The organism is Pacificoceanicola onchidii, from assembly GCF_004804335.1.
Taxonomy (GTDB): Bacteria; Pseudomonadota; Alphaproteobacteria; order Rhodobacterales; family Rhodobacteraceae; genus Pacificoceanicola; species Pacificoceanicola onchidii.
In genome coordinates this window covers 148,463-160,362 of sequence record NZ_SRXY01000007.1, presented here as the reverse complement: position 1 = coordinate 160,362, position 11,900 = coordinate 148,463, and the positions used below count along the sequence as shown (strand labels likewise).

Sequence of the window (11,900 nt, the reverse complement as noted above, 5' to 3'; positions counted from 1 at the left end):
GCGTGGCGCGCTGGCTCTATGCTCCAAACATCAGGAGGATCCCATGTCTGCACCCCAGCCCATTGCGAACATCGAACATTGGCAAGACCGCTGTGATCTCGCTGCGGCCTTTCGGTGGACGGCCCGCATGAACATGCATGAAGGCGTGGCCAACCATTTCAGTCTGTCAGTGAATGACGACGGAACGAAGTTCCTGATCAACCCCAACCTCAAGCACTTTTCCCGCATTCGCGCATCGGATCTGCTTTTGATGGATGCGAATGATCCGGACAGCATGGCACGGCCTGATGCACCGGATCCCACGGCCTGGGGGTTGCATGGCGGCTTGCACCGCGCCTGCCCGCATGCGCGCTGTGCGATGCACGTTCATTCGATCCACGCAACGGTGTTGGCCACGCTCAAGGACAAGCGTCTGCCGCCGATTGATCAGAACTGCGCGATGTTCTTCAACCGCACGGTGATCGACGAAGGCTATGGCGGCCTGGCTTTCGAAGACGAAGGCGCGCGCTGCGCCGCGCTGTTCGACGATCCGAAGAAGAAAGTCATGATCATGGGCAACCATGGCGTGATGGTCATTGGTGATACCGTCGCCGAGACCTTCAGCCGCCTGTATTACTTCGAGCGCGCCGCCGAGACCTATATCCGCGCGCTTCAGACCGGCCAGCCTCTCGATATCCTGTCGGACGAGGTTGCGGAAAAAACCGCCGGTGAAATCGAAGCTTATCCTGTCGATCAGGAGGCACGTTTTCTGGAAGAGCTGCGCCTTATTCTGGATGAGGAAGGCGACACCTACGCCACGTGACGTCGTTCGGGCTGCCGCCTATCCCGGCCGCAGCCCGGTTTCCACCAAAAGCCCGAGCCGCTTGGCCTCGTAATAATACCCGCGTGCATACCACATGATGGCCGCGTCATGATCGCCGCCGGCAATGAGATATGCGCCCTTGAGATACTTCAGCGCGAACTCAAGGTTCACGTCCGCCTTGAGCAAGTCCTCATTTGGCCCCCGAAACCCCATGGTGCGAGCCGTCTGGGGCAGGATCTGGAACAAGCCCCAGTAGGGGCCATTGCGTGCCCAGGGGCGATGCGTGCTTTCGCGGATCGCCAGACGGTGCACAAGCGCGCGTGGCAGTTCATAGTGATCGGCCCATGTGTTGATCTGCGCCCGCAGTTCCGGGGTTTCGTTCGGATAAAGCGGCGGATCAAAACCCGTGGGCGGTTTGTTTTCCGGAGCGGGCGCTGCACATGCCATCGGCAAGCTCGCAAGACAAAACAAAACACGTCGGCGGGAAAACACGCGGCAAACCCTCTCAATAGCTGCGCTTTCAGGCTAGTGCCAAATGGCCTGTGATGCGAGCAGGACCGCGCGATGTCGGCGAAGCGCCGCCCAACGCCCCTTGCATTGAGATAGGATCGGCATACCTTCCCCGCATGTCAAAAACACTTCTTTCTCTTGGACATGGCTACTCTGCGAGCGCCTTGGCAAAGCAACTGGTTCCCCAGGGGTGGACCATTTTCGGGACCACTCGATCTGCGGGGTCGGCGGATGCTATTCGGGCGGAGGGGGTCCATCCCCTGCAGTGGGAGAAAGAGGCCATTGCGAGTTCCTTGGAGCAAGCCTCGCACCTGCTGATTTCCGCCGGACCCGATGAAGCCGGTGATCCTTCGATAAACCTGCTCGGCGAAGCGCTGCCGCGCCATGCGCCGAACCTTGAGTGGGCCGGCTACCTGTCGACAACCGGCGTTTACGGCAATCATGACGGTGCCTGGACGGACGAGACTACGCCGGTTGCGCCGACCACGCGGCGCGGTGAGTTGCGCGCGGAGGCAGAGGCAGCCTGGGCCGCGATCCCGGATCTGCCTTTGCACATCTTCCGTCTTGCCGGAATTTACGGCCCGGGGCGCGGGCCGTTTTCCAAGGTCAAAAGCGGCACAGCAAGGCGGATTGTCAAAGACGGCCAAGTCTTCAGCCGCATTCATGTGGACGATATCGCGCAGGTTCTGGAGGCATCCATCCAAAGCCCCAATCCCGGGGCCATTTACAATGTTTGTGATGACGAACCGGCGCCACCGCAGGACGTGATCGCCTATGCGGCCACGTTGCTCGGCATGCCGCTTCCACCCGAGGTGCGCTTTGAAGAGGCCAACCTGCCGCCCATGGCGCGCAGTTTCTACATGGACAACAAACGGACCTCCAACACGCGCATCAAACGCGAGCTTGGGGTCACGTTGCGCTACCCCGATTATCGCACCGGCCTGAAGGCGCTTTGCAATGAATAAGGCAGAGACGCTCTCCCTCGCCGCCGCCACTGGCGATATGGACGAAGGGCCAAGCAGCCTGTGCGATGTTCTCGATCGCGTTGCCCCGCAAGGCGACGAAGACCGCGTTTCTGTCGAAGACATGTTGCGCCGGATCGGAACGCGCTCGTTTCCGGCCATCATCCTAGCGCCTTCGGTGCTTTTGGTCTCGCCCCTGTCGGGCATACCCACGGTGCCAAGCCTTGCCGGTTTGCTGGTCGCCGTGCTGGCCTTGCAAGCGCTGCTTGGACGCGCGCACCTTTGGTTGCCCGGATTTCTGACAAGACGCCAGATCGGCGCCGCCAAACTGCAAAGAGGCCTGAACTGGCTGCGCAAACCCGCAGGCTGGATGGATCGCTACAGCCAGGGAAGGCTCCGAATCCTCAGCAGCCGCCCTTTGCGCTGGATCGCCTATCTCGTGACCTTCGTGCTGGCCCTGTCCTGGCCGCTGCTGGAGATCGTGCCGTTTGTGACCTCATTCAGCGCCGGGGCGGTGTCGATGATCATGTTCGGCCTGATGACACGTGACGGGATTTATATCCTTGCCGGATATGTTCAGAGCATCGTGCTCTACAGCATCGTGGTTTGCCTGTGGGCTGGGGTGCTTTAGGCGCGCTTGTCGAGACTCGCGACGCCCAGAACATCCAGCACCTTCGCCTCGATGTGCTCTGCGTTCATCGCCGCTACGTCGTACATCGCTTCGGGACTGGCCTGATCAATGAAGATATCGGGCAGGACCATGGAGCGGAACTTCAACCCGTGGTCAAAGACCCGCTCGTCCGCCAACAGTTGCGCCACATGGCTGCCGAAACCGCCCACGGCGCCTTCTTCGATGGTGATCAGCGCGTCATGATCCGCGGCCAGTTTCAGGATCAAATCGCGGTCCAGCGGTTTGGCAAAGCGGGCATCGGCAATGCTGGGTGTGATACCGCGCGCGCGTAGCGCTTCGCTGGCTTTCTGCACTTCACCCAGACGCGTGCCAAAAGACAGGATCGCCACACCCTTGCCCTCCTGGATCATGCGTCCTTTGCCGATCTCCAGCACCTCGCCGCGCTCCGGCATGGTCACGCCTTCACCCTCGCCGCGCGGATAGCGGAAGGCAATCGGCCCTTCGTCATGCGCAACGGCGGTGGCAACCATGTGCTTGAGTTCCGCCTCATCCGCGGCAGCCATCACCACCATCCCGGGCAGGTTCGCGAGATAGGCCACATCAAACGAGCCCGCATGAGTCGCCCCATCGGCCCCAACCAGCCCGGCACGGTCAATGGCAAAGCGCACCGGCAGGCGCTGGATGGCCACATCATGCACCACCTGATCGTAGCCGCGTTGCAGGAAGGTCGAATACATGGCGCAGAAAGGTTTCATCCCGCCCGCCGCAAGCCCGGCACAGAAGGTCACGCCGTGTTGTTCGGCAATACCCACGTCAAAGCACCGGCTGGGGTAGCGTTCCGCAAACAGATCCAGCCCTGTCCCATCCGGCATAGCCGCCGTGACGGCGCAGACCTGCGGGTCCTCGGCGGCATGTTGCAGCAGCGCGTCGGCAAAGACCTTGGTGTAGGACGGCGCGTTCGAGGGAGCCTTCTTCTGCTGACCGGTGGCCACATCGAACTTGCCCCGGGCGTGTCCCTTGTCGGCGGCGTGTTCCGCGTGATGATAGCCTTTGCCCTTCTTGGTCAGGGCATGGATCAGGATCGGCCCGGTCGCCCGCTGCCGCACCGTGCGCAGCACTGGCAAAAGCTGGTCCATATCGTGGCCGTCAATCGGCCCGACATAACTGAAACCAAGTTCTTCAAAGAGTGTGCCGCCCACGGCCATGCCTTTGAGCATGTCCTTGGCCCGCTTGGCCCCTTCCCGGAAAGGTTCCGGCAGGAAGCTCACAGCCCCTTTGGCGGCCGCTTTCAGGTCCTGGAACGGCGCTTCGGCATAGAGGCGGCTGAGGTAGGACGACATGGCCCCTGTCGGCGGCGCAATGCTCATCTCGTTGTCGTTGAGGATCACAATCAGACGCTTGCCCAGATGACCGGCGTTGTTCAGCGCCTCGTAGGCCATGCCCGCACTGATCGAGCCATCCCCGATCACTGCAATGGCATCCCCGTGCCCTGTATCGCAGTTGCCGCCCAGATCGCGGGCCACGGCAAAGCCAAGCGCCGCACTGATCGACGTGCTGGAATGCGCAGCGCCAAAAGGATCGAAAGGCGATTCGGAACGTTTGGTGAAGCCTGACAGCCCGTCCTGCTGGCGCAGGGTGTGCATGCGACCGCGGCGACCGGTCAGGATCTTGTGCGGATAACACTGGTGACTGACGTCCCAGATGATTTTGTCCCGAGGGGTGTCGAATACCGCGTGCAGCGCCACGGTGAGCTCCACCACGCCAAGCCCCGCCCCAAGGTGCCCACCGGTCTGGCTCACCGCATGGATCGTCTCTGCTCGCACTTCTGCCGCAAGCCGTTCCAGTTCCGCATCGGAGAATTGCTTCATATCCGAAGGCAGCGTCACGCGATCTAGCAGCGGGGTGGCAGGGTGCTCAGCCATGAAAGGGCCTTCCGGTCGGTCAGTTTCGGCGCGAAATAACGAAGCGGGCGGCCTGTCGCAAGCATTCGGCCTTACTTCCGTAAACAGATAAGGCATCGCAGGCCTCTGTCACGATCTCTCCGGCGCGGCGTTTCGCCCCGTCGAGGCCCAGATGGCTGACAAAGGTTGCCTTGCCCCGCCCGGCGTCCTTGCCGACGGCCTTGCCAACCTCAGCGGCATCCCCTTCGACATCGAGCACGTCGTCCCAGATCTGGAACGCCAGCCCCAGCTTCTGTCCGTACTTGTGCAGCGAACCGGTTTCCGCGCCAGCCATCACCGGGCCTGCGGTTGCGGACCAGAGCAGAAGCGCGCCCGTTTTCAAAGATTGCAGCCGCTCGATTTCCCGCAGGGACAAAGGCGCGTCTGCGGCCTCTGCTTCCATGTCGAGCATCTGTCCCAGAACCATACCCGCATCGCCCGACGCCTTGGCCAGACCTTCGGTCAAACGGTGCGAAGCTGCGTATTTGACCGGCGCTTCGAGATCCGCGATCTCCGGTTTGGTAAGCAGGCGGAATGCCAAGGTCTGCAGCGCGTCGCCCGCCAGAACCGCCGTCGCCTCATCCCACTTGCGATGCACCGTGGGACGGCCCCGGCGCATGTCGTCATCGTCCATGCAAGGCAGATCGTCGTGGATCAGGCTGTAACCATGCAGGCATTCAATAGCCAATGCCGCCTGCAAAGCCGCCGCTTCCGGTACGTCATGCAGTCGGCTGCTCTCCAGGACCAGAAACCCACGCAGCATCTTTCCGCCTTCCAAAGCGTAATGCATGGCATCGGTCAGCGGGCGGTTCGGCACTTTCAGAAAGCTGGACCGCTGCGCAATCCTGGCGGCGTCCGCCTTCAGAACGTCCGGAAACGCTCGCGTCATGGTCTGGGTGTCGCTCACAGGCCCTGAACCGCTTTCGTGCCTGCCGGGTTGCCATCCGCATCCAGCGTGATCGCAGCGACTTTCTCTTCGGCCTCTTTCAGCTTTGCGTCACAGCGTTTGCGCAGTTCCGCGCCGCGCTCATAGAGCTTGATCGAATCCTCAAGCGCCACGTCACCGCGCTCAAGCTGGCCGACAACCTGCTCAAGTTCCGCCATGGCCTCTTCGAAGGTCATCTCCGTTACCGGCTTGTCGCTCATTTCCCAGCCTCCAAAAGCACGTCCACATGCGCCTTGGCAGATGCTGCCAGCGCGCCGAGATCGTAGCCGCCTTCGAGCACGGATACCACACGGCCCGCACAGACATCCGCAGCAATTGTGCAGATTTCCCCGGTGATCCAGCGGAAATCGTCTACGCTCCAGTTGAGCTGCGCCAGAGGATCATCCTGATGCGCGTCGAAACCTGCCGATACGACAATCATCTCCGGCGCGTAACTGCGCAAACGGCCTAGCGCTGGCGTCCAGGCCGCACGCATCTCCGCCCCGCCCGTCTCGGGGGCCAGCGGCAGGTTCAGCACGTTGTCATGCGCGCCGCGCTCCGAGGCATCGCCGCTGCCAGGCCAAAGCGGCATCTGGTGCGATCCAATGAACAGGCTGCGCGGCTCATTCCAGAGCAAATCCTGTGTGCCGTTGCCATGGTGCACGTCGAAATCCAAAACCGCCACGCGGCTCAGCCCATGTCGCTCGAGCCCATGTTTTGCAGCCAGAGCCGCATTGCCGAAGAAGCAAAACCCCATCGGCGTTTCTGTCTCAGCATGGTGGCCGGGCGGACGTGTGGCGACAAAGGCGTTGGCCACTTCGCCTCCAAGCACCATATCCACAGCCTTCAAAGCCCCACCTGCCGCGCGTTTCGCCGCGATCATGGAGCCGGGAGACATCCAGGTATCGGAATCGATCTGCGCCGCGCCGCCAACAGGCTCCGAAGCCCCGATTCGATCAATGTAGGCCTGCGGATGGCACAGCCGCAGATCTTCATCCGTACAGTCCGGCGCGTCGACCCGAATCAAGTCCAGCGCTTCCAACGCCTGCCCGACATGTTCAAGCCGCGCCACGCGCTCCGGATGCCCCTGCGGCGTGACGTGTTTCAGGCAATCGGAATGGGTGATCAATGCCGTCGCCATGGCGCGCCCTCTCTGCTTTTATCGTTCAATCTGTGAATGTGGCCCCTTCGGGCCGACCTCAGTCAGGAGCCAACATATAGCCCGCGCCCCGAACCGTCTGCAAATAGCGCGGTTGTTTCGGGTCGCTCTCCAGCTTGCGCCGCAGACGGGTGATCTGCACGTCGACCGCGCGCTCCTGCGCCTGTCCCTTGTCCCTGCCAAGGTCCTCGACCAGTTTCGCCCGGCTGATTGCCTCGCCCGGCATCTTGGAAAAGATCCGCATGAGTTGGCTTTCCGTTGCGGTCAGACGCACCAGTTCTTCGCCCCGCCACATCTCGCCGCGTTCGATATCATAACGAAACTCTCCCAAAGTCAGCAGCTTGGGTGCGGCCTCCTCTGCAGGCGTTTCCGGCATCCGGCGCAGGATCGCGTTGATCCTGAGCAGCAGTTCTTTCGGCTCAAATGGTTTGGACAGGTAATCGTCCGCCCCGGCTTCAAGCCCGGCAATCCGGTCCTCGGTTTCCGCTTTTGCCGTCAAGAGCAGGATCGGCGTGGCCATGGTTTCGCGAATGCTTCTGGTCAGGCTCACGCCATCCTCGCCGGGCATCATGACATCAAGCACGACCATGTCGAACTCAAGTCCCGCAAGCAGTCGCCGGGCATGCGCAGCATCCCGTGCGGCACTGACCATGAAACCGTTCCGGATCAGGAACTTCTGCAACAATCCACGAATACGCTCGTCGTCATCGACGATCAGCAAATGCGCGTCCGGTTCACTCATCCGCGGCCCTCCCTGAGCCTTTGATACTGTCGCCGCATCTCCGGGTCCATCATGGCCTCCAGGACCGTTTTGAACCCGGCCACGGCCTCTGGCCCGGCCTGTTTGTAGGCCGCGCGCATACGCGCCCGCTGAGCATCCGACAGCCGCGCATCCAACGCCACGCCATCTTCGGTCAGGAAGAGATGGCGCTCCCGCTTATCTTGCCGTCCGACACGCGACTCGACCAGACCGTCTTCGATCAATGTTCTTAACACCCGGTTGAGCGATTGTTTCGTAACGCCAAGGATCGAAAGCAAGTTATTGACCGTCGTTCCCGGAGCGCCATGAATGAAATGCAGTGCGCGATGATGCGCCCGCCCATAACTCAGCGTTGCAAGGATGCGATCCGGATCAGCCGTAAAGCCCCGATACGCAAAGAACATTGCCTCGATGCCTTGCCGCAATTGCTCGTCCGTCAGGTAGAGCAAAGTCTCCTGACCAACGGTTTGATTTCCCTGAGTGTCTGCCATGAACAATCACCCCAATTCACCTGTTGCAGGAGACTTTAAGTCAGCCTTGTTGACATTCCAAGTCGGAACTGTTAGCGAATCTCAGTTTTTGCGCAATTTTATGTCCGAAACGGACACAATTAGCGCAACATTTGAAAAAGCGCAAACAGGAGGATGGTTATGGCTACTGGCGCATATGATGATCGCGATGGCAAGATTTGGCTGGACGGCCAACTGGTAGAATGGCGTGATGCGCAGGTCCACGTCCTGACGCATGGCCTGCACTACGGCAGTTCCGTCTTCGAGGGCGAGCGCGCATACAATGGCAAGATCTTCTTGTCGCGGGAGCATTCCGAACGCCTGCACTTCTCCGCTGGCGAGCTGGATTTCAAAATCCCTTACACCGTGGACGAGATCGAAGCCGCCAAGGCCGCCGTACTCGAAGCCAACGGCCTGACCGACGCTTATGTGCGCGCGGTTGCATGGCGCGGAGCGGGTGAAGACATGGGTGTCGCGTCTGCGCGCAACCCGGTCCGCCTCGCCATCGCGGCCTGGGAATGGGGCAGCTACTACGGGGATGCCAAGATGAAGGGCGCAAAGCTCGACATCGCGAAGTGGAAGCGCCCCTCGCCGGAGACAATCCCGGTCCATGCCAAGGCCGCCGGGCTCTACATGATCTGTACGACCTCGAAACATGAGGCCGAAGCCAAGGGCTGTTCCGACGCACTGTTCATGGACTATCGCGGTTATGTGGCCGAAGCGACCGGGGCGAATATCTTCTTCGTCAAGGACGGCGAAGTGCACACGCCGAAACCCGATTGCTTCCTGAACGGGCTGACCCGGCAAACCGTGATCGGCATGTTGGCGGACCGTGGCGTGACCGTCCACGAACGGCACATCATGCCCGAAGAACTGGATGGTTTCGAGCAATGCTGGCTCACCGGTACTGCCGCCGAGGTTACACCGGTCGGGCAAATTGGCGACTATACCTTCGAGGTCGGCGCGCTGACTCGCGAGATCGCCGAAGCCTACGAAGTGCTCGTACGCAGCTAAGCCTCGCATTGGGCCAAATCAAAAGGCACCGGATTTCCGGTGCCTTTCTCGTTCTACGAGCCGTCAGTCAAAACCCTAAGCGCAGATTGAAAGACAGCATCACCGTGGTGAGTTGCACTCGGATCTGGCCCCGGTTGACTTCAGAAGAGTGAGCGCAGCATAGAAGTGCTGCCTTGAATTACTGCATTCAACTCGACGACGCGCGCAAGGCGCATTTCGATCTCGTTTTGCCCGGCGTCGAGTTGATCGACAATCCCCGCCAGTTCCGTTCCGGATTGCGCCAGCGAAGCGCTTTCAATTTTGCACATCATCCGTGTCGAACTCAGGCCGGTCACATAACGCTTCATGTCAAGCACGCTTCGCGCGAACCGGCGGGCTTCAACTTCGACGTTCTGCAAAGAGGCAAGCGTCTTTTCCAAAAGAACAGCTTCCCGCTTTTCAAGCCGCGAGATCTCTTCGTCCAGATCGACATCATCAGAGCAAGCGGGATCTTCCTGCTCGAAAAACACACGCATGTCAGATTTCAAAGCGCGTGCGAAACTCAGGAACTGACCTTCCAAAATGGCCGCTCGCATGCGCGAAAACACGCATTTGTCGCCGTCGACAAAGGTGTTCACCCAACTCGACATCTCTTCAAGCATCTGACTGTAGTTTACGGAAATCGCGCTGATCGGCCCCCCGGCGTTCTCCAGCCGGGACGCAATGATGCTCATGTTCATTGGAACTGTGCGGATCGCCTGGAATGCTTCTGTCATGCCGGTGGTTTCTGCAGCAACTTCGCTGATCGCCTTGGACATTTCCAGGTATTTCAACTGAACGGTATCGAGGGGAATGTTCAGTTGCGCGTGGCGCGAGCGGAACTCATCGGCCAAGGCGCTCGACTGGAATGCATTGTAATTGGCATATCCATGATCCCGAAGCATGTCCTCGAGCAGCGCTGCGCTTTCTGCAGGTTTGAGACCATCCTCTTTTTCCCGCTTCAGCAGGTCAGCATAGAGCTCCTCTACCAATGGAAGACGATCGCAAGTTGGTTTGATCCTCGACGAAAGATAACCACTGTCTGTGGGTGAGACGAGCGCAAACACCCAGTAATAACGCCCGTCCTTGGCCCTGTTCTTGACGTAACAGCCTGTGACCTTGTCGTTTTGCAGGCGCTCCCACAGAAGGTGGAACACCCCTTTGGGCATGTCGGGATGCCGAATTATCTTGTGTGGCGCGCCAAGAATTTCTTCCCAATCATAACCGGACAAGCGCTGAAACACAGTGTTGCCCGCGACTATCACACCGCGTTTGTCCGTGCGGGAATAAAAGGCCTCGCTCACCGAGAAGGAGACCTCTCCCTGCTTGGTTGTTCGCGCAGCCTCAGCCGCAAAATCTGGATTGAGTTCGGTCATGAGACTCCCCGGAAAACTGTTCCCGGGAAACCTCGCTCATGCTCTTTAAGAAACGCCTAAACCTACCTGCCGAATAGTTGCAATTCGCGAGGCATTTTAGGCATTTCTTTAACCAGGGCTCATACCGCGCAGGCGTTCCGACCGGCGACGCAGAAGTTCGAGCGTCGTCAGAAGCGCGATGGAGATACAGACGAGGATCGTCGCCACCGCAAGGATCGTCGGGCTGATCTGTTCGCGCAGGCCCGTAAACATCTGCCATGGCAGGGTCTGCTGTTTCGCGGAGCCGACAAAGATCACCACGACCACTTCGTCAAACGAGGTGATAAAGGCGAAGAGCCCGCCGGAGATAACGCCCGGCAGAATAAGCGGCATCTGCACGCGGAAAAAGGTTGTCACCGGATCGGCCCCCATGTTCGCCGCCGCGCGGGTCAAGGAGCGGTCAAAGCTGACCAGGGTCGCCGTAACCGTGATTATCACGAAGGGAATCCCGAGCGCCGCGTGCGCCAGCACTACGCCGAAGAGTGTCCCCTGCAGCCCCATGCGGCTGTAGAAGAAGTACATGCCAGCCGCCGAAATGATGAGCGGCACGATCATCGGCGAAATCAGGATCGCCATGATCGCGCGTCGGAACGGCACGTGCTCGGAGCTCAGGCCAATCGCCGCCAGCGTACCGAAGCTGACCGAGAGGAAGGTGGCCAGAGGTGCAATGATCAGCGAGTTGCGCAGCGCCTGCTGCCACTCAGACGACGTAAAGAAGTCACGGTAGTGCTTGAAGCTGTACCCTTCAGGGTCAAAGCGCAGCATTTCCGGGGTGATTGTAAAGAAGTCCTGCGCGTTGAAGCTCAGCCAGATCACCGGAACCAGCGGCGAGACGAGGAAAAAGAAGATCGCCCCACACATCACACGGAAGGTGTAGTGCCAGAGCACTTGCCCGCCGGTCAGGTACGGCGGCAGTGGCACGCGGTAGCGCCCCATGCCGACCCAGTAGATCAGCCAGCCAAAGAACCAGCCCAACAGGCCGCCGACCACGGCGCCGGGGATCCCCCCTAGAAGGAAGCCCGCCACGACCATGAGCGCGACAAGCCCCCAACGTGCAGATTTTTCCATTCCCGTATCCAGCACTTCGAGCAGGACATAGGCGATGGCCGCCATGATGACGAAGCCCGCAAGGATGCCCAAGATCGAAGAGCCGTTGGAGGCCCCGACAAAGGTTCCGAAGAAAGCTCCGAAACCGCCAACCGTCGGCGCGGCGAAATTGATGGGGCGTTTGATTGCTTGTGTTTCTACAGCCATG

Annotated in this window: 13 protein-coding genes; 4 read left to right on the top strand and 9 right to left on the bottom strand. The window is 60.2% G+C overall.

Translation table 11 applies throughout. The features are described from left to right. Window positions 1–43: 43 nt before the first annotated feature. The gene (locus E4662_RS17985) at window positions 44–802 is read left to right on the top strand and encodes a class II aldolase and adducin N-terminal domain-containing protein (RefSeq protein WP_136442997.1); all 759 of its coding nucleotides are present in this window, start codon (window positions 44–46) and stop codon (window positions 800–802) included. A gap of 18 nt (window positions 803–820) precedes the next feature. Here the strand turns inward: E4662_RS17985 and E4662_RS17980 are convergent, their stop codons facing one another. Continuing rightward, window positions 821–1,249 carry a transglycosylase SLT domain-containing protein gene (locus tag E4662_RS17980; RefSeq protein ID WP_136442996.1) on the bottom strand — a complete coding sequence of 143 codons (429 nt, stop codon included), beginning with the start codon at window positions 1,247–1,249 and terminating at the stop codon, window positions 821–823. Between the two features lie 179 nt (window positions 1,250–1,428). Here E4662_RS17980 and E4662_RS17975 point away from each other — a divergent pair, with 179 nt between their 5' ends. Next, window positions 1,429–2,277 carry an SDR family oxidoreductase gene (locus tag E4662_RS17975; protein WP_136442995.1) on the top strand — a complete coding sequence of 283 codons (849 nt, stop codon included), beginning with the start codon at window positions 1,429–1,431 and terminating at the stop codon, window positions 2,275–2,277. Then, complete coding sequence (locus E4662_RS17970) at window positions 2,270–2,905, top strand: exopolysaccharide biosynthesis protein (RefSeq protein WP_136442994.1); 636 nt, start codon at window positions 2,270–2,272, stop codon at window positions 2,903–2,905. Before E4662_RS17975 ends, E4662_RS17970 begins: the two co-directional genes overlap by 8 nt. On the opposite strand, the gene dxs is transcribed toward E4662_RS17970, so the two are convergent. From dxs to E4662_RS17940, 6 genes are read right to left on the bottom strand one after another with little or no spacing between them, the layout of a single operon-like run. Beyond that, entirely contained in the window at window positions 2,902–4,827 is a 1,926-nt protein-coding gene (gene dxs / locus E4662_RS17965) for a 1-deoxy-D-xylulose-5-phosphate synthase (RefSeq protein WP_136442993.1), read from the bottom strand. The genes E4662_RS17970 and dxs overlap by 4 nt on opposite strands. Before the next feature lie 19 nt (window positions 4,828–4,846). Next, window positions 4,847–5,734, bottom strand: coding sequence for a polyprenyl synthetase family protein (locus E4662_RS17960; protein ID WP_136443161.1), 888 nt, complete (start codon window positions 5,732–5,734; stop codon window positions 4,847–4,849). A gap of 14 nt (window positions 5,735–5,748) precedes the next feature. Then, window positions 5,749–5,991 (bottom strand): exodeoxyribonuclease VII small subunit, encoded by a 243-nt coding sequence (locus tag E4662_RS17955; RefSeq protein ID WP_136442992.1) that lies wholly within the window; start codon window positions 5,989–5,991, stop codon window positions 5,749–5,751. Further along, window positions 5,988–6,911, bottom strand: coding sequence for a histone deacetylase family protein (locus tag E4662_RS17950; protein WP_136442991.1), 924 nt, complete (start codon window positions 6,909–6,911; stop codon window positions 5,988–5,990). Before E4662_RS17950 ends, E4662_RS17955 begins: the two co-directional genes overlap by 4 nt. A gap of 58 nt (window positions 6,912–6,969) precedes the next feature. Continuing rightward, complete coding sequence (locus E4662_RS17945; RefSeq protein ID WP_136442990.1) at window positions 6,970–7,671, bottom strand: response regulator; 702 nt, start codon at window positions 7,669–7,671, stop codon at window positions 6,970–6,972. After that, window positions 7,668–8,180: a MarR family winged helix-turn-helix transcriptional regulator gene (locus E4662_RS17940; protein WP_136442989.1), complete on the bottom strand. Its 513-nt coding sequence runs from the start codon at window positions 8,178–8,180 to the stop codon at window positions 7,668–7,670. Before E4662_RS17940 ends, E4662_RS17945 begins: the two co-directional genes overlap by 4 nt. 159 nt (window positions 8,181–8,339) lie before the next feature. Between E4662_RS17940 and E4662_RS17935 the strand changes: the two genes are divergently transcribed. After that, window positions 8,340–9,212: a branched-chain amino acid aminotransferase gene (locus E4662_RS17935; protein WP_136442988.1), complete on the top strand. Its 873-nt coding sequence runs from the start codon at window positions 8,340–8,342 to the stop codon at window positions 9,210–9,212. Window positions 9,213–9,352: 140 nt separating this feature from the next. Here E4662_RS17935 and E4662_RS17930 read toward each other — a convergent pair whose 3' ends face one another. Beyond that, the gene (locus E4662_RS17930) at window positions 9,353–10,606 is read right to left on the bottom strand and encodes a PAS domain-containing protein (RefSeq protein WP_136442987.1); all 1,254 of its coding nucleotides are present in this window, start codon (window positions 10,604–10,606) and stop codon (window positions 9,353–9,355) included. Window positions 10,607–10,714: 108 nt separating this feature from the next. Continuing rightward, on the bottom strand, window positions 10,715–11,899 hold the full coding sequence (locus E4662_RS17925; protein ID WP_136442986.1) for an ABC transporter permease: 1,185 nt from the start codon (window positions 11,897–11,899) through the stop codon (window positions 10,715–10,717). Window position 11,900: the final 1 nt, after the last annotated feature.